Annotated in this window: 24 protein-coding genes; 6 read left to right on the forward strand and 18 right to left on the reverse strand. The window is 72.7% G+C overall.

Annotated features, from left to right (window positions below; translation table 11 throughout):
- Positions 1-3: 3 nt before the first annotated feature.
- The 5 genes from FHS38_RS17890 to FHS38_RS17910 all read right to left on the reverse strand — a co-directional run bounded on the left by FHS38_RS17890 (position 4) and on the right by FHS38_RS17910 (position 5013).
- Positions 4-663, reverse strand: coding sequence for a response regulator (locus tag FHS38_RS17890; protein ID WP_184734572.1), 660 nt, complete (start codon positions 661-663; stop codon positions 4-6).
- Positions 660-1946: a sensor histidine kinase gene (locus FHS38_RS17895; protein ID WP_184735040.1), complete on the reverse strand. Its 1287-nt coding sequence runs from the start codon at positions 1944-1946 to the stop codon at positions 660-662. The genes FHS38_RS17890 and FHS38_RS17895 overlap by 4 nt, the downstream gene beginning before the upstream one ends.
- 124 nt (positions 1947-2070) lie before the next feature.
- Positions 2071-2868 (reverse strand): alpha/beta fold hydrolase, encoded by a 798-nt coding sequence (locus FHS38_RS17900; protein ID WP_184734573.1) that lies wholly within the window; start codon positions 2866-2868, stop codon positions 2071-2073.
- A complete protein-coding gene (gene kynU / locus FHS38_RS17905; RefSeq protein ID WP_229822700.1) occupies positions 2865-4094 on the reverse strand; it encodes a kynureninase in 1230 nt (409 codons plus the stop codon). Before kynU ends, FHS38_RS17900 begins: the two co-directional genes overlap by 4 nt.
- Positions 4095-4134: 40 nt before the next feature.
- Positions 4135-5013, reverse strand: a complete 879-nt coding sequence (locus FHS38_RS17910) for a tryptophan 2,3-dioxygenase family protein (protein WP_184734575.1) — start codon at positions 5011-5013, stop codon at positions 4135-4137.
- Between the two features lie 550 nt (positions 5014-5563).
- Between FHS38_RS17910 and FHS38_RS17915 the strand changes: the two genes are divergently transcribed.
- On the forward strand, positions 5564-5977 hold the full coding sequence (locus FHS38_RS17915; protein WP_184734576.1) for a DUF3151 domain-containing protein: 414 nt from the start codon (positions 5564-5566) through the stop codon (positions 5975-5977).
- 67 nt (positions 5978-6044) lie between these two features.
- On the opposite strand, the gene FHS38_RS17920 is transcribed toward FHS38_RS17915, so the two are convergent.
- The 7 genes from FHS38_RS17920 to FHS38_RS17950 form a co-directional block, all read right to left on the reverse strand.
- Positions 6045-7595, reverse strand: coding sequence for an MFS transporter (locus FHS38_RS17920; RefSeq protein ID WP_184734577.1), 1551 nt, complete (start codon positions 7593-7595; stop codon positions 6045-6047).
- 113 nt (positions 7596-7708) lie between these two features.
- Positions 7709-8731 carry a class II fructose-bisphosphate aldolase gene (gene fbaA, locus FHS38_RS17925; protein ID WP_184734578.1) on the reverse strand — a complete coding sequence of 341 codons (1023 nt, stop codon included), beginning with the start codon at positions 8729-8731 and terminating at the stop codon, positions 7709-7711.
- A gap of 188 nt (positions 8732-8919) precedes the next feature.
- Positions 8920-9459 (reverse strand): orotate phosphoribosyltransferase, encoded by a 540-nt coding sequence (gene pyrE, locus FHS38_RS17930; protein ID WP_130878728.1) that lies wholly within the window; start codon positions 9457-9459, stop codon positions 8920-8922.
- A 21-nt stretch (positions 9460-9480) separates the two neighbouring features.
- Positions 9481-10284, reverse strand: coding sequence for an aldose epimerase family protein (locus tag FHS38_RS17935; RefSeq protein WP_184734579.1), 804 nt, complete (start codon positions 10282-10284; stop codon positions 9481-9483).
- Between the two features lie 237 nt (positions 10285-10521).
- On the reverse strand, positions 10522-11337 hold the full coding sequence (locus FHS38_RS17940; protein ID WP_184734580.1) for an SRPBCC domain-containing protein: 816 nt from the start codon (positions 11335-11337) through the stop codon (positions 10522-10524).
- A gap of 97 nt (positions 11338-11434) precedes the next feature.
- Positions 11435-12085, reverse strand: a complete 651-nt coding sequence (locus FHS38_RS17945) for an NAD(P)-dependent oxidoreductase (RefSeq protein ID WP_184734581.1) — start codon at positions 12083-12085, stop codon at positions 11435-11437.
- Positions 12086-12148: 63 nt separating this feature from the next.
- Entirely contained in the window at positions 12149-12772 is a 624-nt protein-coding gene (locus FHS38_RS17950; RefSeq protein ID WP_184734582.1) for a DsbA family protein, read from the reverse strand.
- Between the two features lie 105 nt (positions 12773-12877).
- On the opposite strand from FHS38_RS17950, the gene FHS38_RS17955 reads away from it, so the two are divergent.
- Positions 12878-13813 (forward strand): helix-turn-helix domain-containing protein, encoded by a 936-nt coding sequence (locus FHS38_RS17955; RefSeq protein WP_184734583.1) that lies wholly within the window; start codon positions 12878-12880, stop codon positions 13811-13813.
- On the opposite strand, the gene FHS38_RS17960 is transcribed toward FHS38_RS17955, so the two are convergent.
- The 3 genes from FHS38_RS17960 to FHS38_RS17970 all read right to left on the reverse strand — a co-directional run bounded on the left by FHS38_RS17960 (position 13801) and on the right by FHS38_RS17970 (position 17573).
- The gene (locus FHS38_RS17960) at positions 13801-15417 is read right to left on the reverse strand and encodes a polyamine aminopropyltransferase (protein ID WP_184734584.1); all 1617 of its coding nucleotides are present in this window, start codon (positions 15415-15417) and stop codon (positions 13801-13803) included. The genes FHS38_RS17955 and FHS38_RS17960 overlap by 13 nt on opposite strands.
- Before the next feature lie 122 nt (positions 15418-15539).
- Complete coding sequence (locus tag FHS38_RS17965) at positions 15540-16058, reverse strand: DUF2617 family protein (RefSeq protein ID WP_184734585.1); 519 nt, start codon at positions 16056-16058, stop codon at positions 15540-15542.
- A 345-nt stretch (positions 16059-16403) separates the two neighbouring features.
- Positions 16404-17573: an aminotransferase class I/II-fold pyridoxal phosphate-dependent enzyme gene (locus FHS38_RS17970; RefSeq protein WP_184734586.1), complete on the reverse strand. Its 1170-nt coding sequence runs from the start codon at positions 17571-17573 to the stop codon at positions 16404-16406.
- Between the two features lie 335 nt (positions 17574-17908).
- Between FHS38_RS17970 and FHS38_RS17975 the strand changes: the two genes are divergently transcribed.
- Positions 17909-19117, forward strand: a complete 1209-nt coding sequence (locus FHS38_RS17975; RefSeq protein ID WP_184734587.1) for a hypothetical protein — start codon at positions 17909-17911, stop codon at positions 19115-19117.
- A 52-nt stretch (positions 19118-19169) separates the two neighbouring features.
- On the opposite strand, the gene FHS38_RS17980 is transcribed toward FHS38_RS17975, so the two are convergent.
- Both FHS38_RS17980 and clpB read right to left on the reverse strand, forming a co-directional pair.
- Positions 19170-19703, reverse strand: a complete 534-nt coding sequence (locus tag FHS38_RS17980) for a YbjN domain-containing protein (RefSeq protein WP_184734588.1) — start codon at positions 19701-19703, stop codon at positions 19170-19172.
- Between the two features lie 65 nt (positions 19704-19768).
- A complete protein-coding gene (clpB, locus tag FHS38_RS17985; protein ID WP_184734589.1) occupies positions 19769-22423 on the reverse strand; it encodes an ATP-dependent chaperone ClpB in 2655 nt (884 codons plus the stop codon).
- A gap of 458 nt (positions 22424-22881) precedes the next feature.
- On the opposite strand from clpB, the gene FHS38_RS17990 reads away from it, so the two are divergent.
- The 3 genes from FHS38_RS17990 (at position 22882) to FHS38_RS18000 (ending at position 24350) form a co-directional block, all read left to right on the forward strand.
- Entirely contained in the window at positions 22882-23268 is a 387-nt protein-coding gene (locus FHS38_RS17990; protein WP_184734590.1) for a hypothetical protein, read from the forward strand.
- Positions 23269-23340: 72 nt separating this feature from the next.
- Entirely contained in the window at positions 23341-23922 is a 582-nt protein-coding gene (locus FHS38_RS17995) for a Uma2 family endonuclease (protein ID WP_184734591.1), read from the forward strand.
- A 23-nt stretch (positions 23923-23945) separates the two neighbouring features.
- The gene (locus tag FHS38_RS18000; protein WP_184734592.1) at positions 23946-24350 is read left to right on the forward strand and encodes a pyridoxamine 5'-phosphate oxidase family protein; all 405 of its coding nucleotides are present in this window, start codon (positions 23946-23948) and stop codon (positions 24348-24350) included.
- A gap of 110 nt (positions 24351-24460) precedes the next feature.
- On the opposite strand, the gene FHS38_RS18005 is transcribed toward FHS38_RS18000, so the two are convergent.
- Positions 24461-24925 carry a heat shock protein transcriptional repressor HspR gene (locus FHS38_RS18005; protein ID WP_184734593.1) on the reverse strand — a complete coding sequence of 155 codons (465 nt, stop codon included), beginning with the start codon at positions 24923-24925 and terminating at the stop codon, positions 24461-24463.
- Position 24926 lies beyond the last annotated feature (1 nt).

Consider the following 24926-nt stretch of genomic DNA (forward strand, 5'->3'; position numbering starts at 1 on the left):
GGTTCACCCGCCCGGCGTCACCAGGCCCGCCTCGTAGGCGAAGACCGCCGCCTGGGTGCGGTCGCGCAGCCCCAGCTTCACCAGGATGCGGCTGACGTGCGTCTTGACGGTGGACTCGGCGACGACGAGACGGGTGGCGATCTCGGAGTTGGAGCGGCCCTGGGCGACCAGGACCAGGACCTCGGTCTCGCGCTCGGTGAGATCGGCGATCCGCTCCTGGCTGGGCGGCTTGGGCGTGCCGAGCCGGGAGAACTCCTGGATGAGCCGCTTGGTGACCGTGGGCGCGAGGAGCGCCTCGCCGTCGGCCACGACGCGCACGCCGTCGGCGAGCTGGCGGGCCGAGGCGTCCTTGAGCAGGAAGCCGCTGGCCCCGGCCCGCAGCGCCTGGTAGACGTACTCGTCGAGGTCGAAGGTGGTGAGCACCAGCACCTTCGCCCCCTCGTCGGCGGCGACGATCTCGCGGGTCGCCTCCAGTCCGTTGAGCACGGGCATGCGGATGTCCATCAGGACGACGTCGGGGCGCAGCGCCGCCACCTGCTCGACGGCTTGCCGGCCATCCACGGCCTCGCCGACGACCTCGATGTCGGGCATGGCGTTCAGCAGGACGGAGAAGCCCTCACGGACCATCATCTGGTCGTCCACGATCAGCACACGGATGGTCATGCCGCCGCCTCGCCGACCGCGACGGGCAGGAAGGCGGCGATCTCGTAGCCGCCCTCGTCGGTGGCCTCCGCCGTCATCTCGCCGCCGAGCATGGTGACGCGTTCGCGCATGCCGAGCACTCCGTGCCCGGCGCCCGGGGAGGGTTTGGCGAGGCGGTTCGGCGGGCCGTTGACGACCCGCAGGCCGAGACCGCCGAGGACGTAGGAGATCTCCACCCGCGCCTTGGCGCCGGGCGCGTGGCGCAGCACGTTGCTGAGCGCCTCCTGGACGATGCGGTACGCGGAGAGCTCCACGCCCTGCGGCAGGGGCCGCACCGAGCCCGTCGTCACCCGCTCGACGTCCAGTCCGGCCGAGCGGACGTTGTCCAGCAGCCCGTCCAGAGCCGCGAGGGTGGGCTGCGGGGCCTCGGGGTCGGCGAAGGCGTCGGGGTTCTCCGACCGCACGACACCGAGCACGCGGCGCAGCTCGGTCAGCGCGGCGACGGCGTTCTCCCGGATCGTCTGGAAGGCGGCGGCCAGCTCGGGCGGGGTGTCCTGGACCCGGTAGGGGGCGGCCTCGGCCTGGATGGCGACGACGGACATGTGGTGCGCGACCACGTCGTGGAGTTCGCGGGCGATGGTCGTGCGCTCCTCCAGCACGGTCCGCCGGGACCGCTCGACCTCGGTGACGGCCACCTGCGCGACGACCTGCTGCTTGGTCTCGCGCAGCCCGCGCACGGCGAGGACGACGAAGAGCACGACCCCGGAGAAGACCATCATCTGGAACAGATCGGAGAGGAAGTACTCACTGCCGTACGGGCGGACCGCCCGCAGGAACACCGCGAAGAAGAACCCCGTCATGCCCGTGAGCAGCCACATCTCGGCCGCTGTACGCGGGCGCGTCCGCAGCGCCACGACCATCACCACGGCGAGGTGGGAGAAGAAGCCGCCCGGGGACCACGGCCCGAAGCCGTAGGACCCCAGGAACACCGCGGTGAAGACCATCGCGCCGACCGACAGCCACCACGCGCCGACCGGCCGGAAAAGGGTCATGATCATCGGCACGCCGACCATCAGCGACGTGAAGAGCCCGAAGAGGCCGCCCTCGCGTTCGGCGGTCGCCATCATGACGACGAAGGTGAAGCCGACGAGCGTCGCGTGCGGGAACCACCGTGTGTAGCGCGCGGCGCGCCGCGGCAGCCTGCGGACCAGGCCGTGGTCCGCGGCGAGCGGCGGCAGCGGGCGGAAGGCGAAGGCGTCGGTGAACAGGTCCTCGCGGAGCCCGCTCAGGGCGCCTTTCGCCATCCGCAGCTCATTGCGCGGGGCACTCTCATAGGTGTCGGTCACGTCAACAACCGTAGGCAAGGGGTTCGCGGAAAGCGTCCGCATGGATGCGGATCTGTGGGGGTCCGTCTCAAGTACTACGCGGCTACGGCACGGCTGTGACGTGCGGTTGTCCGGTGAGAGCGGCCAGCAGCGCCGCACAGGCGGCTGTGCCGGGAGTCACAGGTGCGAAGTGACCGACGCCACCGAGGGCGCGGACCTCGGCCACGCCACCGGCCGCACGGGCGGCGGCGCGGTAGCGGTGGGAGAACTCGACGGGCACGACGAGGTCCGCGACGCCGTGCAGGAGCGTCACGGGCGCGCGGGCGGGCAGGCACCGCACGGGGTCGATGTCCCGCCCGTCGCCCCCGTCGAGCAGTTCCTCGACGACGCCCTCGCTGAGCCGCAGCTCGGCGGCCCGCTCCAGGTCCGTGACGGCCGCCACGGCGACGACGCCGTCCACGGCCGGGGCGGCGGGCCTTCCGGGCGCGGACGCCGCCCAGAGGGCGAGGTGGCCGCCCGCCGAGTGGCCGACGAGCAGATGCCGGGCGGCGGGCCGGCGGGACCGCGCCTCCAGGGCCTCCAGCGTCTGAAGGGCCCGCAGGACGTCGTCGAACGTCTGCGGCCTGCCGCCGCCCCCGCCGAGCCGGCGGTACTCCACGAGCGCCACGTCCATGCCCTGCCGGGCCAGCTCGGCGGCCAGCGGCGAGAGGTGCCACCGGTCGTAGGTCTCGCGCCAGAAGCCGCCGTGCAGGAGCGTCACGCGGGTGCCCGTCGGGCGGGCCGCCGCGTAGCGGCCGACCACCTGGCTGGGGTGGTCGCCGTACGCGACGGTCTCGTCCGGCGGTACGTCGGGAAAGCCGCACAGCGCGGCGTACTCGACGTCGTCGAGGTCCTCGGTCACGGCCCCGGGACCTCGGCCAGGACGTCGGCGAGCACCCGCGCCGCCCGCTCCGCGTCGGCGAAGGAGGTGTAGAGCGGGGTGAAGCCGAAGCGCAGGACGTCCGGGCGGCGGAAGTCGCCGACGACGCCGCGGCGGACGAGCTCGGCCATCACCTCGCCCGCGTCGGGGCAGCGCAGCGACACCTGGCTGCCGCGTTCACCGTGCGGGGTGGGGGTGAGGCACTCCAGGCGGCCCTTCGGCACGTACTCCTCGACGCGGCGCAGGAAGAAGTCCGTGAGGGCGAGGCTCTTGGCCCGTACGGTCTCGACGCGCACGTCGTCCCACACGTCCAGGGCCGCTTCGAGGGCGAGGAGGGACAGGATGTCGGGCGTGCCGACCCGGCCCCGGGCGGCCCCCTCGGCGGGGGCGTAGGCGGGGGCCATGGCGAAGGGGTCCGCGTGGGAGTTCCAGCCGGGCAGCGGCGAGTCGAAGCGGTCCTGCAGTTCGCGTCGCACGTAGAGGTACGCGGGTGAACCGGGGCCGCCGTTGAGGTACTTGTACGTGCAGCCGACGGCGAGGTCCACGCCGTGCGCGTCGAGCCCGACGGGCAGGGCGCCCGCGCTGTGGCACAGGTCCCAGACGACGAGCGCCCCGGCGGCGTGCGCGGCGGCCGTCGTGCCGGGCAGGTCGTGCAGGCGGCCGGTGCGGTAGTCGACGTGGTTGACGAGCGCGACGGCGGTGCGCGGGCCGAGGGCGGCGGGCAGGTCGCCCGCCGCGACGGGCCGCAGCGTACGGCCCGTCAGCCGGGCCGCGGACTCGGCGATGTAGCCGTCGGTGGGGAACGTCGCCTCGTCCACGAGGATCTCGTCGCGCTCCTCGCCGGCCATGCGGACGGCGGCGACGACGGCCTTGAAGACGTTGACGCTCGTGGAGTCGCCCACGACGACCTGGCCGGGCGCGGCCCCGACGAGCCGGCCGATCCGGTCCCCGACCCGCTCGGGCGCGGTCCACCACCCGGACTCGTCCCACGAGCGGATGCGCAGCCGCCCCCACTCGCGCTCGACGACGTCGGCGAGCCGGCCGGCGACGGCGCGGGGCAGGGCGCCGAGGGAGTTCCCGTCGAGGTAGGCGCCCTCGGCGAGGTCGTCCAGGGCGAACGCGGCGCGCTTGGCGCGGAGTTCGTCGGCGGCGTCGAGGGCCGCGGCGTCGGAGGTCATGGCGTCGAAGGTCGTCGCGTCGGGCGTCATGGTGTCGGGAGTGGTGGCGTCGGGAGTGGTGGCGTCGAGGTCAGACATGGCTGCGCGCCGTCCACAGCTCGGGGAAGACGTTCTTCGTCGCCCGCCGCTCCAGCCAGGCCACCCCCGCCGAACCGCCCGTGCCCACCTTCGAGCCCATGGCTCGCCGGGTGGCGACCAGGTGGTCGTTGCGCCAGCGCCAGACCAGCTCGGCCACCTCGGTCAGGGCCTCGCCCAGCCGGCAGGCGTCACTGTTCTGGTCGCCCGCGTAGACGGCCTGCCAGACCTCCTCGACCGCCGGGTCGGGGACGTACCGCTCGGAGACGTCACGGTCGTGGACGCTCTGCGGTACCGCGTGGCCGAGCCGCCCGAGGTAGCGCAGCGCCTCGTCGTACAGGCTCGGCTCGTGCAGCGCCTTCTCCAGCTCGGCGTGGACCTGCGGCGTGCCCTGGTGCGGGACCAGCATGGACGCGGCCTTGTCGCCGAGCAGGAACTCCAGCCGGCGGTACATCGCGGACTGGAAGCCCGAGCCGTCGCCGAGCGCGGCGCGGAAGCCGTTGAACTGGACCGGCGTCAGGTGCGCGAGCGGCTTCCAGGAGGCGTTGAGCGATTCGAGCTCGTACGTGGAGCGCTTGAGCGCGGCCATCGCGGTCGGCAGGTCGTCGTCGCGCAGCGCCCTCGAGGCGGTCTCCCACTCGTGCACGATGACGGTGAACCACAGCTCCATGACCTGCGTGGTGACGAGGAAGACCATCTCGCCGGGGTCGTCGGAGAGCGGCTCCTGGAGGTGGGTGAGGACGGACGCCCGGACGTAGTCCTCGTACGGGGTGGACCCCGCGAAGTCGAGGTTCGGGGCCGTCGGGGGCTCCGGCTCGATTCCGGTACCGGGGCCCTGCGGGGCGTGGGGGCGGGAAGGTTGCGGCTGCGACATCGCTGTCTCCTCGGCAAAACACATTCCGGGTAGCGGTCCGCCCCTTCCTGTCGGCATCGGAGCCCCGGTCCCCTGCGCGCATCATGCGTCCCGGACGCGCCTTCTGCAAGGGGTGACGTTGCCGCTCCACGGAGGCTCGTCCCGGTCCGGGCCGATATGAGGACGCTGCCGTTCCGCCGGGCCCGGGTGCCGCGGCGTTGCCACTACGCGGGGCGTTGTCCCGCTGCGGTGCCGCTGCGCGGGCGGTAACCGCTGCGCGGAGCGTTGCCCGCTGCGGCGCCGCAGCGGGCGCCGCTGCGCGGGCACAGCAACCACTGCGCGGGGCGTCCCCCCGCTACGGGGCCGCCTTCCGCGGGCTGTCGTTCCGCCGGGCCCGGGTGCCGCGGCGTTGCCACTGCGCGGAGCGTTGCCCCGCTGCGGCGCCGCAGCGGGCGCCGCTGCGCGGGCGCAGCAACCACTGCGCGGAGCGTCCCCCCGCTGTGGGGCCGGCTTCCGCGGGCTGTCGTTCCGCCGGGTCCGGCCAGCGCAGCGACAAGGCAGACTGGGGGCCATGTCGATTCACGAGAACCTGCTCGGGGGACCGCCCCCGACCCATCTGCCCGACGACCCGGAGCCGCGTGAGCTGCTCGCCTCCGGGGCGGCCCCCGCCGAGGTCGCCGCGAAGTACCCGGCGTCCTCGCTCGCGTGGGCGCAGCTCGCCGACGAGGCGTTCGAGGGCGGCCGGGTCGTCGAGTCGTACGCGTACGCCCGTACCGGCTACCACCGCGGCCTCGACGCGCTGCGGCGCAGCGGCTGGAAGGGCCACGGCCCGGTGCCCTTCGAGCACGAGCCGAACCGCGGCTTCCTGCGTGCCCTGCACGCCCTCGCCCGCGCGGCGGGTGCCATCGGCGAGAACGAGGAGCACGAGCGCTGCTCGACGTTCCTGCGGGACAGCTCGCCGACGGCCGCCAACACCCTGGGCTGACGCGGCAGCCGCACATCGCATCGGCCGGAACGCCTCGCCTTCGGGCGAGGCGTTCCGGCCGTCGGCGTCAGGAACCGCCGGAGGCAGTGGCCGCGTCCCCCGGGTCCAGCGGCGGTGAGGACACCCCGCAGTGGTACGCGGTCTCCGGTCGGCACCGCCTCCGAACCAGCAGCACACGCGCGCCGACCGTCCACCACGCCAGTCCCGAGCCCACCACCAGCGTGCCCGCGCACCAGAACATCGCCCGCCGGAACGTGTCGTCGAATCCCGCGGGGTCGCGGTACACGTCCGGGCCCATGCCCGCGAGCAGCGGCAGCGCGGCGACCGCGATGAGGCCCGCCGCACGGGCGGCGGCGTTGTTGATGCCGCTGGCCAGGCCCGCGCGGGCGACGTCGACCGAGGCGAGGACCGTCGCGGTGAGCGGCGCGACCAGGACCACCATGCCCAGGCCGAGGACGACGAGGGCGGGCAGCACGTCCCGCCAGTACACCGCGTCCGGCCCCGCCCGGGTCATGAGCAGCATGCCCGCCGCGCACAGCAGCGGCCCGACGGTCAGCGGGAGGCGGGGCCCGGTCCGGGTCGCGATCCGGCCCGAGCGGGCCGACAGCAGCAGCATCAGCACCGTCGTGGGCAGCAGCGCGGTCCCCGCGGCGAGCGCGGACCAGCCGACCACGACCTGGAGCTGGAGGACCGAGAGGAAGAAGAAGCCGCCGAAGGCCGCGTACACGCACACCGTGACCGCGTTGACGGCCGAGAACATCCGGCTGGAGAAGATCCCCGGCGGCAGCATCGGGTCGGGCCGCCGCGCCTCGACGTGGACGAACGCCACGCCCAGCAGCACCCCGGCGATCGCCGGGCCGATCACCCACGGCGACGCGCCCTTGTCGGGGGCGGCGATCAGCGCGTAGGTCACCGCGCCGAGGGCCAGCGCCCCCAGGGCCGCGCCGAGCACGTCGAAACGGCCGTGCGCGGTGGGGTCGCGGGTCTCCGGCACGTGTTTCAGGGCGACCGGAACACACACGGCGGCGAGCGGCAGATTGATCAGGAACACCCAGCGCCAGCCCGGCCCGTCCACCAGATAGCCGCCGACGAAGGGGCCGACCGCCGCGGCCACCCCGCCCAGCCCGGACCACGCGCCGACCGCCCCGGCCCGGTCGTCGGGGTGGAAGACCGCCTGGATCAGCGCCAGCGAGCCGGGGGTGAGCAGCGCACCGCCGATGCCCTGGAGCGCCCGCGCCGCGATCAGCACCCCGGCGTCCGGCGCCAGCCCGCACAGCAGGGAGGCGAGGGCGAACCACACCACGCCGATGACGAACACCCGCCGCCGCCCGAACCGGTCCCCCAGGGCGCCGCCCAGCAGGATCAGGGAGGCGAGGGTGAGCATGTAGCCGTTGACGGTCCACTGGAGGACGGGCAGGTCCGCGTCGAGGTCTTCGCCGATGCGGGGCAGGGCCACATTGACGACGGTGCTGTCCAGCAGCGCCATCCCCGAGCCGAGGACGGCGGTCATCAGCACCCAGCGGCCGACGGGGGTACCCAGACGTACGGCGCCGGCGGCGGCGGGCTCCTGCGGGACGGTGCCCTCCTCGGTCACCGGCTCCCGCGAAGGGTCGCTCATACCGGCATCATCCCCGCACAACGGGCACCCGGCCAGCGCGGCGGAGGAACGGGACAGGGCCCGGCCCCACCGCGTGAGCGGGGGACCGGGCCCTGTCCTACGGCCTCGGCCGCTTACTTCAGCTTCGTGCCCGTGGCGCGCAGGTCGGCACAGGCCTTGGTGACGCGCTCGGCCATGCCGGCCTCGGCGAGCTTGCCCCAGGTGCGCGGGTCGTACTTCGACTTGGTGCCGACCTCGCCGTCGACCTTCAGCACGGCGTCGTAGTTGCGGAACATGTGGTCCGCGACCGGGCGGGTGAAGGCGTACTGCGTGTCCGTGTCGAGGTTCATCTTCACGACGCCGTTCTCCAGCGCGGTGCGGATCTCCTCCGCCGTGGAGCCGGAGCCGCCGTGGAAGACGAAGTCGAACGGGTCGTTCTTGCCCGACTTGGCGGCGATGCCGTCCTGGAGGTCACGGAGCAGCTCGGGGCGGAGCACGACGTTGCCCGGCTTGTAGACACCGTGGACGTTGCCGAAGGAGGCGGCCAGCAGGTAGCGGCCCTTCTCGCCCAGACCGAGGGCCTCGGCGGTCCGCTCGACGTCGGCGACGGTGGTGTAGAGCTCGTCGTTGATCTCGTGCGAGACGCCGTCCTCCTCGCCACCGGTCGGGGTGATCTCGACCTCGAGGATGATCTTCGCCTTGACGGCCTCGGCGAGCAGCTCCTGCGCGATGGCGAGGTTCTCGTCGAGCTTCTCGGCGGAGCCGTCCCACATGTGGGACTGGAAGAGCGGGTTCTGGCCGGCGGCGACGCGCTCCTGCGAGATGGCGAGCAGCGGACGGACGTAGCCGTCGAGCTTGTCCTTCGGGCAGTGGTCGGTGTGCAGCGCGATGTTCACCGGGTACTTCTTGGCGACGACGTGCGCGAACTCGGCGAGCGCGACCGCGCCCGAGACCATGTCCTTGCTGTACTGGCCGCCCAGGAACTCCGCACCACCGGTGGAGATCTGGATGATGCCGTCGCTCTCCGCCTCGGCGAAACCGCGCAGCGCGGCGTGCAGAGTCTGCGTCGAGGTCACATTGATGGCCGGGTAGGCGAACTTGCCTGCCTTCGCCCGGTCGAGCATCTCGTTGTAGACCTCGGGGGTTGCGATGGGCATCTGTCCACTCCTTGTGATGTGCGGGGGCGTGGCTGGCCTGGCCTTAGGGGGCGACGTTCATCGTCGCCCCCATCTTCCCAGACTCCCCGATTCGCTCCACACGGTGGACAGGCCATTGATGCGCGAAGGGCGCGAGGTTTCACGTGAAACCTCGCGCCCTTCGCGCATTACTCGGAAGAAATCGCAGGTCAGCCCAGGTCGAGGTCGCCGAGGGCATAGCCGGTGACATAGCGCAGACCGGCGCCTTCGATCGCGGAGGCGGCACCGCGGTCGACGATCGTCGCCACCGCGACGACCTCCGCGCCCGCCTCGCGCGCGGCCTCGACCGCGGTCAGCGGCGAGCCACCGGTGGTGGAGGTGTCCTCGACGACCAGCACCCGGCGGCCCTTGATGTCCGGGCCCTCGATGCGGCGCTGCATGCCGTGCGCCTTCTGCGCCTTGCGCACGACGAACGCGTCGAGCTTGCGGCCTCGCGCGGCGGCGGCGTGCAGCATCGAGGTCGCGACCGGGTCCGCGCCGAGGGTCAGTCCGCCGACCGCGTCGTAGTCGAGGTCCGCCGTGGCGTCCAGCATCACCTGGCCTACCAGGGGCGCCGCCTCGGCGTCCAGGGTGATCCGGCGCAGGTCGATGTAGTAATCGGCCTCCTTGCCGGAGGAGAGGGTCACCTTGCCGTGGACCACGGCCTTGTCCTTGATCTGCTGCAGCAGGGCGTCACGCGCATCGCTCATGCGCACGAGCTTAGGACAGCCCTAGGCGAGTGAGCGCCAGCTCCACGTCGTGGAGATCTCCAGGGGGTCGATCGGGGTGACCAGACGGGGCAGGGTGTTGAGCCCGTTGGGCGGTCCGGACTGCGGCTCGACGCAGACGGCCTCGTCCTGCTCGTCGTAGACGACGACCCATTCGGCGCGGCTGGCGACCTTCAGCTCCAGCAGGCCGGGCCAGGTGAGGGTGACGTCCACGCCGTCGGGCATCCCGAAGCAGTCGTCCCAGGGGCCGGGGAGGGGGTCCGTGCGGCGGCCGGTGGGCAGATGGTCCTCGCCGCGCTCCTCCTGCCAGGAGGGGTGGAAGTCGATCTCGACGTCCTTGCCCGTGCCGAGGTTCCGCAGGAACCACGGGTGCCAGCCGGCCTGCGCCGGGAAGGAGTTGTCGTAGGTCTCGACGCCCATCGTCAGCGTCAGCGAATCCGGAGCCAGCTCCACGAGCTGGGTGACCCGGCCGGTGTACGGCCAGGGGTCGGCGAGGTCGTAGGTGAAGGCGGCGGAGTGCCCTTCCGTGCTGACCGTGCGCCAGGCGGTGTCCCGGCCGGTGCCGTGGATGGCGTGCGGCGCGGCGTTGAGGGGCATCTGGTGGCGCTCGCCGCCGTTGCGGAACTGCCCCAGCTCGATGCGGCCGCACCACGGCACCATCGGGAAGGCGCCGTACTTGTCGCCCTGCCGCAGGAGTTCGGTCCCGCGGATACGCAGGCTGGTGAGCCGGCATCCGTTCCGCGGGTCCACCTCCAGCTCGGCGTCCCCGGCCTTCAACAGCGTCTTGCTCGTCTCGTGGTTGCTCACAACCCCGACATTAGAGGCTTTCGTGGACTGTCCGCCGCCGATCCGTACGGTCCCGGCCACACGTCAGCGCCTCGCGGCGAGCGAGATCCCGGCATTTCCCTTCCGCCGCGACGGCGGCACGAGGGCGAGGATCCCCCGGCCCCCCTGTCGGGCGGCGGCCGTGGCCGAGTCGACTGTGCCGACGCCCGTGCGCGCAGACCAGCGGGGGCCGGACGGACCGCATGCGCGGCAGGGGCATCAGCGGCGGCGGCGCAGTGCCCGTCCCACGACCACCGCCGAGGCCAGGGCCACGGCCGCGGCGGGCGCGGCCCAGCGGAGGGCCGCCGCCGTGGCGGACGCCGCCTCGGGGGCGGGGACGGGGGCATAGCGACCGCGCGGCGGGGCGTGGTCGACCTCCTCCGCGCTACGGCCGATCATCGTGCGGCGGGCGTGCGCGGCCTCGGCCGGCGGGGCGTCGTCCTCGTCTTCGTCCTCGTCGTCCTCGTCGTCGAGTTCGTCGATGGCGTCGATCGCCTCGATGGCGTCGAGGTCCCGGCGGTCACCGGGCTCCTCCCGCAGCGGCACCTGCGGGCCCTCGGCACTGCCGCCGCCCCCGTCGGCCGCCGGGGAGCCGTCCGCGTCCCTCCGCAGCTCCTCCGCCAGCGCCACCGCGACCCGCTCCAGCAGCCTGCGGGCCGTGGTCTGGGTGGTCTTCGCGTCGAACTCCGCCAGCCGTCCCCCGCTGTCGACCCGCGCCGCGCAGGTCAGCCGCGTACCGCCCGGCACGGCCTCCGCCAGCGCGGTCAGCGCGAGCGTCACCGTGCCGGTGCCGCGCACCTCCACGCCCTCGCCCGACAGCTCGAAGGAGCCGTCCCGCTCGGTCAGCCGCAGCGAGCCCCGGTAGGTGATGGTGGAGCCGCCGATGCGCAGCCGGAGCCGGCCGGCGACGGTGGCGTCGGAGGCGTCCGCGGCGTCCTGCTGGAGGCCGGGGACGCAGCGGGCGACGCGCGCGGGGTCGGAGAGGACCCGTCGGACATCGCCGACGGGGAACGGAACGAACACCTCATGCTCCATAACAAGCGAGCCTACCCATCAGGCCCCTCACCAGGCCCTCCCCGGCCGAAGTTTCCGCCGGTGGCACCGCCCGGTGGCCGACACCGGTCGGTATCCGTCAGTCGGCGACCGTGAAGCGTTCACCCACGTGCCGCGGCTGCTCGATCTCGTCGACGAGCGCGACCGCGTAATCCTCGACGGAGATCCGGCTGTTGCCGTCGGCGTCCGTGACGAGGTCCTCCAGGGCGGTGCGGTACGTGCCGCTGCGCTCGCCGGGCTCGATCTTCGCGGCGGGGCTGATGTTGGTCCAGCGGACATCGGTGACCGTGCGGTAGTAGTCCAGCGCGTCACCGTGCGCGTGCATGATCTGGAGCAGGAACTCCGGGAGCCCCTCCGCGTCCCAGACCTGCTTGCCGTCGGCGGTCCGCAGCGAACCGGCGCCGCCGACCGTGATCAGCCGGGGGGCCGCGTCGCCGACCGCGCGCACCCCTTCGACCAGGGACTTCGCGGCGGGCTCGATGGTCGCGATGTGACCGGGGCCGTCGCCGCCGCCGACGGCGCTGACGACGACGTCCTGGCCGGCCGCGACCGCCGTGACGGAGGCCGGGTCGAGGACGTCACCGGTGGCGACCGTCAGGGCGGGGTGCCGCTCGGTGAGCTTCGCGGGGTCACGGACGACCGCCGTGACCTGGTGACCGCGGTCCAGCGCTTCGCGCAGGACGCGGCTGCCGATGGTTCCGTTGGCGCCGAAGAGGGCGATCTTGGCCATGGGGGGCTCCTCAGAGGTGATGGTGATCAGTGGATGGGGGGGGGAGGGAAGGAAGAAGGGGGTTCAGCGTGCGCCGATGGCGTGGGTGAGTTCCTGTGCCGTGGTCATCGGGCCGCCGAGCCGCCGCACCCCGTCGGGCGTGTGCAGCAGGAGGCTGGGGAAACTCTCCACGCCGAGCCTGCGGACTTCACGGAACTCCTCGCGCGCCGCCCGGCGGGTGCCCGGGTCGGCGTACGCGGCGAGGACCGCGTCGGGGTCGATGCCGCCCTGACCCGCCGCGACCGCGTGCAGCGTGGCCGGGTCGGACAGACTCCGACCGTCGACGTACCAGGCGCGCTGGAGTGCGCCCGCGAACTCCAGGGCCCGCTCGGGTGCCTGCCGGGTCAGCGCGGCGAGGGCCGTGGCGGCGTCGGCCGAGTCGAGCACGGCGGTGCCCTCGGCGAACGCCTTGGCGTAGCCCTCGCCGAACACCGCTCCGGTCAGCTCCCCGATGCGGGCGTCCGCCTGCGGGATGTAGGGGTACTCGCCGACCGGCTTGGCGCGGGGCCCGGTGAACAGCCCACCGCTGAGCACCCGCACCTCGATCCGGTCGGCGTTCGTCTCGGCGAACGCGCGCACGGTCGGGCCGAAGCCGTAACACCAGCCGCAGTAGGCGTCGAAGGCGTAGGTGACCAGCTGCCGTTGCATGTCTTTTCCTCAAACCGTCCGTTGTCGTACGTACCGTCCTTGTTGTACGTAGCAACCACGCTAAAGGCGGCAAACGGGACCGACCATGTACGCTCGGGACTCCTCATGGTGAAAAAGCGACACGACCGCTCCCTGGGGCCCGAAGGCGCCGGTGACCGCCCGCCCGTGGTCGAGCTGACCTACCGGGCCCCGCCCGACACCCCCGCGGGCGTGGAGGTGATGACCCTCGCCGAGCTGCGCGCCCGTGCCCCCGAGGGGCTGCTGGGCAAGCCGCAGCGGCTGGACTTCCACCAGATCGTCGCCGTGCGCTCGGGCTCCGCCGGGCACACCGTCGACTTCACCGGCTACTGGCTGGAGGCGGGCTCGGTGCTGTGGGTGCGCCCGGGGCAGGTGCAGCAGTTCGGCGAGGTGACCGGGATCGAGGGGGACGTCGTCCTCGTCCAGCCCGGCTTCCTCTCCCCCGGCACGGCCGTCGCGGCGGTGGCCGACGATCCGTTCCGCCCGGTGCTGTGGCAGCCCGTCGGCGAGGACCACGAGGCGGTCTTCCGGGCGGTGGGGCATCTCGCGGCCGACTTCCGCACCGGCGGGGCGCTGCCCGCCGACGTCCACACCGATGTGCTGCGGCATCTGCTGTCGGTCCTCGTGCTGCGGCTGGCGCATCTGACGACCCCGGTGGGCAGCGGCGTGCCCGCCCCGGGCGATGCCTTCCTGCGCTTCCGCGCGGCCGTCGAGCGGGACTTCGCCGACCGCCACCGGGTCGCCGACTACGCCCGTGCGCTCGGCTACTCCACCCGCACCCTGTCGCGCGCGACGCTGACCGCCTCGGGGGTGGGGGCCAAGGAGTTCATCGACCGGCGGGTGATGCTGGAGGCCAAGCGGCTGCTCGCGCACAGCGAGCTGCCGGCGGCCCGGATCGCCGGACGGCTCGGCTTCGACGACGCCGCGAACTTCTCCAAGTTCTTCCAGCACCGGGCCGGTCTCTCACCCGGCGCCTTCCGGGCGGCGCTGCGCCCGCCGACGGGGCGCGGTCAGTCCGCGTAGCGCGGGTGCATCAGCGTCGACGGCAGCAGCCCCGGCTCGCGGCCGTACCCGGCCGCGCGGCCCGCGGCGGTCAGCGTCACCGGGGTCAGGGTCCGCAACGACGGGCGGTCGGCCGGCAGTCGCAGCCGCACGGGCTCCCGGGAGGCGAGGAGGAAGCCCCAGGCCTTCGGCCGCCCGTCCCCCGCCTCGTCCCGCCCGGCCGACCGTCGCGCGGTGGTGCGGTCCAGGCCGCCGGAGGGGTCGCCGTCCTTGCCGTGGACCCGGTAGGCCACGGTGTCCAGCCCCACGGAGCGGACCGTGGCGTCCACCGTCCAGAAGACGCGGGGGCGGGTCCCGATCGGGCCGGCATGGATCGCGAGCCGGCCGCCGGGCGCCAGCCGGCGGACCGCGAGGCCGTAGAACTCCTGGGAGTACAGCTTGGTGCTGGGCGTGAGGGCGGGGTCGGGCAGGTCGGAGACCATCACGTCGTACGGGTCCGGGTCGTCGTGTCCGCCGCGCAGCCACCCGAAGGCGTCGGCGACGACGACCCGGACCCTGGGGTCGCGGAAGGAGGAGTGGTTGAGGCCGGCGAGGTCCTGGTCGGTGCGGGCCAGCCGGATCACGTCCTTGTCGAGCTCGACGACGGTCACCGAGGTGACGCCGGGGTAGCGCAGGACCTCGCGCAGGGCGAGGCCGTCGCCGCCGCCGAGGATGAGGACCCGCCGGTGCGGTCCGTCCATCGCGGGGTGCACGAGCCCTTCGTGGTAGCGGAGTTCGTCGCCGCCGCTGACCCGCAGCCGTCCGTCCATGAAGAGCGAGAGCGGCCGGCCGCTCCGGCCGCCGCCCGTGAGCACCAACTCCTGGACGGGCGTCTGCACCGCGACCCGTATGTCCGTGCCGTACACGGCGTGCCGGGCGGCCCGCTCGAACGGGCCGGTGAGCACCGAGCAGGCCGCCAGCAGCAGCAGCACGAGGCCGTTGAGGGCGACGAGCGCCCAGCGGGAGCGGTTGCTCAGGTCCCGGCGGAAGAGCCACAGCACCAGCGCCCCGCCCGCGACCGCGTTGACCCCGCCGGTCAGCAGCGCGCCCGTCAACTGCCCCAGCATGGGCAGCAGCAGGAACGGGAAGGCCAGCCCGCCGACGAGGGCCCCGACGTAGTCCGCGGCGAAGAGTTCGGCGACGGCGCCGCCCGCGTCCTGGCGCCGGATGCGCTGGATGAGGGTCATCAGCAGCGGCACCTCGGCGCCGATCAGGATCCCGATGACGAGCGAGAAGCCCACCAGCGGCACCCGGGTCTGGCCGTACCAGGCGAAGCACGCGTACAACGCCATGGCCGACAGCCCGCCGGTCAGCGCGAGCCCGGCCTCGACGGCCGCGAAGCCCAGCGCGGCGCGCGGCCGCAGCCGTTTGGCCAGCAGTGAGCCGATGCCCATCGCGAAGACCATCACCGAGAGCACGACGGACGCCTGGGTGACGGAATCCCCGATCAAATACGAGGCCAGGGCGACCAGTTCCAGCTCGTACACCAGGCCGCAGGCAGCGCAGACGAAGACGGTGGTCAGGACGGAGAAACGGCCGAGCCCGGCCGGTACGGGCAGTCGCGCGGGCACCGGGCGGTAGATCATGACGCGAACGCTACGTCACGATCTCACCACCCTTCGTCACCCACACGAGCGTATTCGCGTGACCTGCCGACAAGCTGACCCGCGGACGGCGGCATTCCGCTCGGGGGCCGGACCGTCGGCGCTCAGAGCGGCGCGCCCACGCGCAGGCCCACCCGGGTCCGGGTGGCGACCAGCCGGCCCTCCTGCGGATAGGCGTGCCAGGTGCGCCAGCTGACCTGACCGTCCTGCCGCTGGGCGAGCAGCGCGGTGAAGGCGTGCGGGCTGCCCGGAAACGTTCCGGCGAGGCCGTGCGGATGCTCGGCGACCAGCGCCAGCAACTCCTGTGCGCGCCCCGCGAAGGACCCCTGCGAAAGCGTCTCGACGCGCGCGGCGAATTCGTACTCCCACGCCCCGACGCGCTTGGCGACGCCCAGCGGCAGCGGGGTACTGCTGCCCGGCATGCAGGCGACGGTCTCCGAGCACGTACCGGCCTCCTCTTCGAGCAGGACCTGGTGGGAGGCGCCGAGCAGGCGCAATTGGACGGCGGAGTCGGCGAGTCGCAGATCGAGCACGGCCAGCGCGGGAAGGGGACCCTTCCCCAGACACCAGGCGAGATCGGCGGCACGGGTATCGGTGTAGGTGGTCTTGAGGGTGGTGAGCATGGGTCGGCTCCGCATAGCAAGCAGTGGAGGGTGGGCCGGCCCGCCCAGAACGGGGTCCAGGGTCGTGGCGCGCCGGCTCATGCCCACATCGGGGTTCATGGGGTCCGAGAACAGTGATTCCGAAGATTCCGAGGAGTCGTCTCAGGACGTGTCTCTGAAAGAGAGGGAATCATGAAATGAGCTGCGCCCACAGGCTTTTTACCCATCTCATCATGATTTCCATCCATGAGAGGGCCGGGCAGTTCACCTGTTCACCATCATTGCGCCCGGCGGGCCGTCGGGATCCGCCGGGCGCATATGCGTTCAAGCGCTGGCCACTTGGAAATGTGGCCGATTAAACGGCATTTACGCAGCACTAAGTAGCTTCTCCACCGCGGTGCGTACCGATTCCTCTCGCTTGCAGAAGGAGAAACGCACCAGATAGGACGGCGCATTGGGGCGCACATAGAAGGCGGACGTCGGAATTGCCACCACCCCGGCGCGCGACGGGAGTTCGCGGCAGAAACGCACGCCGTCCGTGTACCCCCACTCCCGGACGTCGGCCTGCACGAAGTATCCGGCGTCCGCTCGGCAGGGGCGCAGGCCCGCGCGGGCCAGTCCCTCGGTCAGCAGATCGCGGTTGCGGCTCAGCGTGCCGCGCAGCCCGGCCGCCCACTCCTCCACATCGCCCAGCATCCGCGCGAGCGCCTCCTGGTACGGCGTGCCGGTGGCGTAGGTCAGGAACTGCTTCGCGGCGGCGACCGCCGCCACCAGGTGGGCCGGGCCGCAGACCCAGCCGATCTTCCAGCCCGTGACGTTGAAGGTCTTGCCCGCGGAGGAGATCGTGAGCGTCCGCTCGCGCATGCCGGGCAGCGCGGCGAGGGTGAGGTGCCGGGCATCGCCGTAGACGAGGTGTTCGTAGACCTCGTCGGTCACCACCGTCAGCTCGTGCTCCCGGCAGACGTCGGCGATCGCGGCCAGTTCGTCGGCGGTGAAGACCTTGCCGGTCGGGTTGTGCGGGGTGTTGAGCAGCAGCACCCGCGAGCGCGGGGTGACGGCGGCGCGCAGCGCACCCGGGTCCAGTACGAAGGTGTCGCCGGACAGCTCCAGCGGTACCGGCACCAGACGGGCGCCCGCCAGCCTGGCGCCGGCCGGGTAGGCGTCGTAGCAGGGGTCGAAGGCCAGGATCTCGTCGCCGGGGTCGCACAGCGCGAGCAGCGCCGCCGCGAGCGCCTCGGTGGCGCCGGTGGTGATCAGCACCTCGCCCGCGGGCCGGTACTCCAGCCCGTACCGCGCGCGCTGGTGCTCGGCGACCGCCTCGCGCAGCGCCGGGAAGCCGGCCGCGGGCGGGTACTGGTTGCTGCCCGCGAGGACCGCCGCCGCGACGTCCTTCAGCAGGACGGCCGGGCTGTCCAGCTCGGGGACGCCCTGGCCGAGGTTGACCGCGCCCGTGGCCCGCGCCAGCTCGGTCATCTCCGTGAAGACCGACGTGCCCATGTCCCGCACCCGCGCCGCCGGGTTCCAGTCCGTATTCATGCGTTCCCGCTTTCCCGAGTCCGTCGATGGTCGTCCGAGGAGGCCGTCGTGCCGTCTGTTCCGTTGTGGCACCGCCCAGTTGGAGCCCGGGTGCCCGTGCCCGGGTGGTGCGGGGCTCACGATAGGCGGGGGCCCCGCGGGGCGCACCGGCGCCCAGCACAGGTCCCCTCCCGGCGCCGCGCCGACACGCAGCCGTGCCGCCGAGCGGGTGGAAGGCACACCGCGTACGGGCGTTCCGTCTCGCGCGCGCGAGACGCGAGCCGCATGGTCGGTATGCCGAGGCGCTTGCCGTCCGGCATGCTCACCCCCGCCGCGCCCGCACCGGAGGTGCCCCCGTGTCCGCCGACACCGCCGTGCCCGTACGCGGCCAGCAGCCGCGCCCCGCCGCCCGCGACAGCCGCACCCGCCTGCTGGAGCGGGTGCGGGCCGCGCTGCGCCGGGCGGCACCCGCGCTCGCGCTCTACACCGCCGCCCGGCTGACCGGGATGTCGGTGATGGCCGGCTGGGCCTGGTGGACGGGGCGGCATCCGCGGGGGCTGCTCGGCCACTCCTGGGACGGCATCTGGTACGCCGGCATCGCCCGCAACGGCTACGGCCTGTCCGTCCCCTCCTCCCACAGCCCCGGGGTGGTCTTCAACGACCTGGCGTTCTTCCCGCTCTTCCCCGGTCTCGTCCGGCTGGTGGCGGACCTGCTGCCGGTCGGGGTCGTCAGCGCCGGGCTGATCGTCGCCTGGGCCGCGGCCGGGTTCGCGGCCTGGGGCATCTACGCGGTCGGGGAGCGGCTGCACGGACAGCGGGTGGGCACGCTGCTCGTCCTGCTGTGGGGGCTGCTGCCGCACGCGATCGTGCAGTCGATGGCGTACACCGAGACGCTGATGACCGCGTTCGCCGCGTGGGCGCTGTTCGCGGCGATCACCGACCGGCCGCTGTGGGCCGGGGCACTCGCCCTGCTGGCCGGGCTGTCGCGGCCCAACGCCATCGCGGTGGCCGCCGCCGTCGCCCTGGCGGCGGTGCTCGCGGTGTGCCGGGACCCGCGGGCCCGTGCGGACTGGCGGGTGTGGGCGGGCGCGGGGCTCGCCCCGCTGGGCTGGTGCGGCTATGTCGCCTGGGCCGGGGCGCGCTTCGGGGGCGGGCCGTTCGGCTACTTCGAGGTGCAGCGGCTGTGGGGGTCGCGCTTCGACTTCGGGGCGGACGCGTGGCGGTTCACCCGGCACCTGTTCGTCGCCCGGGACTACATGGCGTACTACGTGACCGTGGCGGTCCTCGCGGTGGCCCTGATCGCGTTGGTCCTGCTCGCCCTGGACCGCCCGCCGACGGCGGTGCTCGTCTACGCGCTGGTGCTCGTCGTCATCGCGGTCGGCGGCTCCAGTTACTTCGCCTCCAAGCCGCGTTTCCTGCTGCCCGCGTTCCCGCTGCTGCTCCCGGCGGCGGTGGCGATGGCGAGAGCCCGGCCGCGCACCGTCGTCGTGACGGTCGGCGCGCTGGCCGGGCTCTCGTTCTTCTACGGGACGTATCTGCTGACGGTCGCCCGCATCCCCATGTGACGCGCGCCGGAGCCTCGAAGAGCGCGGCGCGCGCCGGGGTCAACGGTCGGGCTCAGGCCTCTTCGTCGCCCGGCTTCTCGTCACCGGACTCCGCGTCGGCCTCCAGGCCGAGCGCCTCGATGAGCCACTTGTCGAACTCGATCGAGGCCCGCACCCAGCTGACCGTGCTGGAGACGAAGTGCTCCAGCGACACACCGACGCCGATCAGCATCTGCGCCTCGCCGATGAGGCGGACGCCGCCGTCGTCGTTGGTGTGCGTGTACACCTTCGGCCACAGGGTGCGGCGGTTCCAGTCGTCGATGGCCTCGAGGAGCTGGTGCTTCTCCTCGATGCCGTGCGGCCGGTCGTAGAAGGTCCGGACCGAGAAGACCTGCTGCTCCTCCTCGCCGCGGAACATGAAGTACGTGCGGAACTGCTCCCACGGCGCGGCGAGGTCGCCCTCGTCGTCGACGACGTACTTCAGCTCCATCTGCTCGAGGAGCTGCTTGACCAGGTCCTGGTCGGGGATGACGGGGCCAGTCGGGCCCGCCTCCTGCGGTTCGGGCTGGCCCCCGAAATTCGGAATCGAGGACGGGTCGATGCTCACCGTGAATTTCCCTTCGTACGGTTCTTGCCATCCTCCCCCACACCCGCCCCGTCACCGCAACCCCGTCAGCCCCCCGATCCTGTCGTGGCGGCCGAGGTGACGGTGAGCGCGGAGCCGTCCGGGGCGAGGTCGACACGGACGGTGTCGCCGTCGCGGACGTCCCCGGCGAGGATCGCCCGGGCGAGCCGGTCACCGATGGCGGTCTGGATCAGGCGCCGCAGCGGGCGGGCGCCGTAGCTCGGATCGGGCGCGGCGGCGTCCGGCGCGGCCGGGTCGTGCCCGAGGGCGGCGAGCCAGCGCAGCGCGGCGTCGGTCACGTCCAGGGTAAGTCGCCGGTCGGTGAGACGGCGCTGGAGACGGTCGATCTGGAGTCCTGCGATCCGCTCCAGCTCGTCCGTCCCCAGGGTGTGGAAGACCACCAGGTCGTCGAGGCGGTTCAGGAACTCCGGCCGGAAGGAGGACCGGACCGTCTCCAGGACCTTCGTCTTCTTCTGGTCGTCCTTGAGCAGCGGGTCCACCAGATAGGAGGAACCGAGGTTGGAGGTCAGGATCAGGATGGTGTTCCGGAAGTCGACCGTCCGGCCCTGTCCGTCGGTGAGCCGCCCGTCGTCGAGGACCTGGAGCAGGACGTCGAAGACCTCGTGGTGGGCCTTCTCCACCTCGTCCAGGAGCACGACCGTGTACGGGCGCCGGCGCACCGCCTCGGTGAGCTGGCCGCCTTCCTCGTAGCCCACGTAGCCGGGCGGCGCGCCGACCAGCCGGGCGACGGAGTGCTTCTCGCCGTACTCGCTCATGTCGATGCGGGTGATGGCCCGCTCGTCGTCGAAGAGGAAGTCCGCGAGCGCCTTGGCCAGCTCGGTCTTGCCGACGCCGGTCGGGCCGAGGAAGAGGAACGAGCCGGTCGGCCGGTCGGGGTCGGCGATGCCGGCCCGCGCGCGGCGCACGGCGTCCGAGACGGCCCGTACGGCCTCGCTCTGGCCGATCAGCCGACGGCCGAGCTCCTCCTCCATGCGCAGCAGCTTCTGTGTCTCGCCCTCCAGCAGGCGGCCGGCCGGAATGCCGGTCCAGGAGGCGACGACGTCGGCGATGTCGTCCGGGCCGACCTCCTCCTTGACCATGAGGTCCTTGGCGGCGGCTTCCTGTTCGGCCTCGGCTTCGGCCTCGGCGGCCGCCTCCAGCTCGCGCTCCACGGCCGGGATCTCGCCGTACAGCAGCTTGGACGCGGCGTCGAAGTCGCCGTCGCGCTGGGCGCGCTCGGCCTGGCCGCGCAGATCGTCGAGGCGCTCCTTGAGCTCACCGACGCGGTTGAGGGACTGCTTCTCCTTCTCCCAGCGCGCGGTGAGGCCGCGCAGCTCCTCCTCCTTGTCGGCGAGGTCGCGGCGCAGCTTCTCCAGCCGCTGCAGGGAGCCGGGGTCGGTCTCGTTGTCGATCGCCAGCTCCTCCATCTTCAGCCGGTCGACCGCGCGCTGCAGCTCGTCGATCTCGACGGGCGAGGAGTCGATCTCCATGCGCAGCCGGGACGCGGCCTCGTCGACGAGGTCGATGGCCTTGTCGGGCAGGAAGCGGGAGGTGATGTAGCGGTCGGAGAGGGTGGCCGCGGCGACCAGGGCGGAGTCCGCGATCTGCACCTTGTGGTGCGCCTCGTACCGGCCCTTGAGCCCGCGCAGGATCGCGATGGAGTCCTCGACGGACGGCTCGGCGACCAGCACCTGCTGGAAGCGGCGCTCCAGCGCCGCGTCCTTCTCGATGCGCTCGCGGTACTCGTCGAGCGTCGTCGCGCCGACCATCCGCAGCTCGCCGCGGGCCAGCATGGGCTTGAGCATGTTGCCCGCGTCCATGGCGGAGTCCCCGCCGGCGCCCGCGCCGACGACGGTGTGCAGCTCGTCGATGAAGGTGATGATCTGGCCGTCGCTGGACTTGATCTCGGCGAGGACGGTCTTCAGCCGCTCCTCGAACTCGCCGCGGTACTTCGCGCCCGCGACCATCGCGCCGAGGTCGAGCGAGACGAGCCGCTTGTTCTTCAGCGACTCGGGCACGTCGCCCTTCACTATCCGCTGCGCGAGGCCCTCCACGACGGCGGTCTTGCCGACGCCGGGCTCGCCGATGAGCACCGGGTTGTTCTTCGTCCGGCGCGAGAGCACCTGGACCACGCGGCGGATCTCCTGGTCCCGGCCGATGACCGGGTCGAGCTTGCCCTCGCGCGCGGCCGCCGTGAAGTCCGTACCGAACTTCTCCAGTGCCTTGTACGTGCCCTCCGGATCCGGAGTCGTCACTCGCTGCCCGCCCCTCGCGGTCTCGAACGCGTCCAGCAGCCTCTTGGCCGTGGCGCCCTGCTGTTCCAGCAGCTCACCGGTCCGGCCGCCCTTGGCGGCGAGCCCGATGAGCAGGTGTTCGGTGGAGATGAAGGCGTCGCCCAGCTCGCGGGCGCGCTGCGAGGCGTCCGCGATCGCGGCCATCAGCTCCCGGTCGGGCTGCGGCGGCGCCACGGTGGACCCCTGCACGCTCGGCAGTGCGCCGAGCTGCCGCTCCGCCCCGGAGCGCAGCGCCGCGGCGTCGGCCTCGACGGCGACGAGCAGGTCCATGATGTTCTCGTTGTCCTCGCCCGCGAGCAGCGCGAGCAGCAGGTGCGCGGGCGTCATGTCCGCGTGGCCGGCGGTCACGGCCCGCTCATGGGCGCGGCTGAGCGCCTCCTGGCTCCTGTTGGTCAGCTCGGCATCCACGACTCGGGCTCCTCCTCTGGCTCGCCGACAATCCTTGCTGAGATCAACATGCGATAAGTTGAGTCTATTCCACTCAACCTTGTTCTGCCAGCGAGCCCCTCGAAAAGGGCCGCCCCAAAATCGGGGTTCCACGCCGGGGGCCGGTGATGCAGGATCTTGCACAGGCGTTCCCCCCACTCCTTGCGCCACCGCCTGACTGCGAGGACTTTTCCCATGCTCCGACCCCTGGGGGCGGCCGGCCCCTTCAGCCGCGTGACCACCGGCGCGGCCTTACTGACGATCGCCACGGCGGTGGCTCTGTCACTGCCGACGGCATCGGCAGCGCCCGGCCCCGCCCCCTGCGGCCCGACGGCCGGACCCACGTCCGTGCCGACGACGGCCCCGAGACCGACCCCGACGACCGGCCCGACATCGCGGGCGACACCACGACCGACGTTCATGGCCGTATCGGCGACGTCATGGCCGGACCCGACGGTGGCGCCTACAACCCGCCCGACGCCACGCCCCACAACCGGCCCGACAGTGGCACCCACGGTCCGTCCGACGCCCGGCCCCACCACCGGCCCGACGGTGGCACCCACGACCCGCCCGACGTCCGTACCGACCGCAGTACCTACGGTCGCGCCCACAGCCGTACCGACGTGCCGGCCGACGGGCGGCCCGGTACCGAGCAGCGTCCCGACCCCGTCACCGACGAAGGCCCCGACGCCCTCGCCGACGAAGGCTCCGACGACAAGGCCGACGCCGGGCCCGACCCCCACCGGAACGCTCCCGTCCGGGGCCCCTACGGCCACGCCCGAAGCACCGTCGGGGAACTGACGAACCTCGCACGCCCTTCTGAGTGAACCCTCCCCGGCCCGCCACCCGCCCACGCGGCGGCGGGCCGCACTGGCCTCCGACCGCAAAGGGGGTGCAGCATGACGGCTATGGCACACGAGCCGACGCCCACGCAGGAAGAGCTCCTCCTGGAGAGCTTTCTGGCCCTGGAGACCCCTGAAGGCTTCAAGGCCGAGCTCATCGAGGGGGAGATCATCGTGTCACCAGCTCCGGACGGAGATCACGAGGATGTGATCGAACTGATCGTGGCGCAGATGTACGACCATTCGAAGGTCCGCATGCAGTACTCGGGCAACAAGGGTTTACGCCTGCCCAGCGGCGGCCGCTGTCCCAGGAACCACGTCGTGCCCGATGGCACGTTCGCCCCCCGTGAGCTGCGGCTCTTCCGGGGCGCCCCCTCCTGGATGACGCCCGACGGTATCGCCCTCGTCATCGAGGTAACGAGCACCGGGCCGGACGGTGATCGCGTCGCCAAGCGCCACTGCTATGCCCGCGCGGGCATTCCGCTCTACCTCCTCGTGGACCGCAGCCGTGGCATGGTCACCCTGCACAGCGACCGGGTGGGCGAGGATTACGGCGACGCCCACAGCACCGCCTTCGGCAAGGAGGTACCCCTCCCCGCCCCCTTCTCCTTCGTTCTGGAGACGGCCGACTTCACCTGAGGTCCACGAACTACGCTTCCCGCATGGCCCACGACCTCCGCAACCTCGCCCCCGCCTACCTCGACTTCTGGCGCGAGTACCACCTCTGCACCCTCACCACCCACCGCACGGACGGCACCCCGCACGTCGTCCCGGTCGGCGTCACGTACGACCCCGAGGCCGGCGTGGCCCGTGTCATCACCCGCAAGACCAGCACCAAGGTCGCCAACGTCCAGGCCTGCGGCCCCGACGGCGCGTACGTCGCGGTCTGCCAGCTGGACCGGGGGCGCTGGGCGACGCTGGAGGGACGCGCGGTGGTGCGGACCGAGGCCGAGGTCGTCGCCGACGCCGTCGCCCGCTACGCCGAGCGCTACGGCCGCACGCCGAGCCCGAACCCCGACCGCGTCGTCATCGAGATCACGGTCACCCGGGCGATGGGCCGGGCCTGACCCCGCGGTCGCACCGGAAATGGCGGTCGCACCGGATATGCGCGAGGGCCGACGGAACAGATCGTTCCGTCGGCCCTCGCGCGTATTCGCCCGGTGTCCCGGGGATGCCGCTAGTCCGAGCCCTGCCGCCGCGGCCGCCAGACGACCAGCGCGCTGGTCTGCTGCACGTCCTGGTACGGGACCAGGTCACGGCGGTAGGAGGCGTGCACCGCGGCCTCGCGCTGCTGCATGGCCGTGGCCGCGCCCTCGACCATCGCCTGGAGCTCGGCGGCGCGCGCCTTGAGCGCGGCCACCTGGTTCTCCAGCTCGATGATGCGCTTGATGCCGGCCAGGTTGATGCCCTCGTCCTGGCTGAGCTGCTGCACCTGGCGCAGCAGCTCGATGTCGCGCGCCGAATAGCGCCGGCCGCGCCCGGCCGTGCGGTCCGGGGAGACCAGGCCGAGGCGGTCGTACTGGCGCAGCGTCTGCGGATGGAGGCCCGAGAGCTGAGCCGCGACGGAGATGACGTAGACCGGCGACTCGTCGGTCAGCTGATACGGCTGTGCTGGTTCGAAACGTCGTCGTCGGCCGTCCATC

Source organism: Streptomyces netropsis (assembly GCF_014203545.1).
Classification (GTDB): domain Bacteria; phylum Actinomycetota; class Actinomycetes; order Streptomycetales; family Streptomycetaceae; genus Streptomyces; species Streptomyces netropsis.

Excerpts from the sequence above, each read along its gene's own strand:
- FHS38_RS17955 (WP_184734583.1), top strand. The coding sequence starts at position 12,878 with ATGGTGAAAAAGCGACACGACCGCTCCCTGGGGCCCGAAGGCGCCGGT.
- pyrE (WP_130878728.1), bottom strand. The coding sequence starts at position 9,459 with ATGAGCGATGCGCGTGACGCCCTGCTGCAGCAGATCAAGGACAAGGCC.
- FHS38_RS17940 (WP_184734580.1), bottom strand. The coding sequence starts at position 11,337 with ATGGAGCATGAGGTGTTCGTTCCGTTCCCCGTCGGCGATGTCCGACGG.
- FHS38_RS17990 (WP_184734590.1), top strand. The coding sequence starts at position 22,882 with ATGGCCGGACCCGACGGTGGCGCCTACAACCCGCCCGACGCCACGCCC.
- FHS38_RS17920 (WP_184734577.1), bottom strand. The coding sequence starts at position 7,595 with ATGAGCGACCCTTCGCGGGAGCCGGTGACCGAGGAGGGCACCGTCCCG.
- fbaA (WP_184734578.1), bottom strand. The coding sequence starts at position 8,731 with ATGCCCATCGCAACCCCCGAGGTCTACAACGAGATGCTCGACCGGGCG.
- FHS38_RS17945 (WP_184734581.1), bottom strand. The coding sequence starts at position 12,085 with ATGGCCAAGATCGCCCTCTTCGGCGCCAACGGAACCATCGGCAGCCGC.
- FHS38_RS18000 (WP_184734592.1), top strand. The coding sequence starts at position 23,946 with ATGGCCCACGACCTCCGCAACCTCGCCCCCGCCTACCTCGACTTCTGG.
- FHS38_RS17950 (WP_184734582.1), bottom strand. The coding sequence starts at position 12,772 with ATGCAACGGCAGCTGGTCACCTACGCCTTCGACGCCTACTGCGGCTGG.
- FHS38_RS17960 (WP_184734584.1), bottom strand. The coding sequence starts at position 15,417 with ATGATCTACCGCCCGGTGCCCGCGCGACTGCCCGTACCGGCCGGGCTC.
- FHS38_RS17910 (WP_184734575.1), bottom strand. The coding sequence starts at position 5,013 with ATGTCGCAGCCGCAACCTTCCCGCCCCCACGCCCCGCAGGGCCCCGGT.
- FHS38_RS18005 (WP_184734593.1), bottom strand. The coding sequence starts at position 24,925 with ATGGACGGCCGACGACGACGTTTCGAACCAGCACAGCCGTATCAGCTG.
- FHS38_RS17915 (WP_184734576.1), top strand. The coding sequence starts at position 5,564 with ATGTCGATTCACGAGAACCTGCTCGGGGGACCGCCCCCGACCCATCTG.
- FHS38_RS17965 (WP_184734585.1), bottom strand. The coding sequence starts at position 16,058 with ATGCTCACCACCCTCAAGACCACCTACACCGATACCCGTGCCGCCGAT.
- kynU (WP_229822700.1), bottom strand. The coding sequence starts at position 4,094 with ATGACGCCCGACGCGACGACCTTCGACGCCATGACCTCCGACGCCGCG.
- FHS38_RS17995 (WP_184734591.1), top strand. The coding sequence starts at position 23,341 with ATGACGGCTATGGCACACGAGCCGACGCCCACGCAGGAAGAGCTCCTC.
- FHS38_RS17970 (WP_184734586.1), bottom strand. The coding sequence starts at position 17,573 with ATGAATACGGACTGGAACCCGGCGGCGCGGGTGCGGGACATGGGCACG.
- FHS38_RS17895 (WP_184735040.1), bottom strand. The coding sequence starts at position 1,946 with ATGGCGAAAGGCGCCCTGAGCGGGCTCCGCGAGGACCTGTTCACCGAC.
- FHS38_RS17890 (WP_184734572.1), bottom strand. The coding sequence starts at position 663 with ATGACCATCCGTGTGCTGATCGTGGACGACCAGATGATGGTCCGTGAG.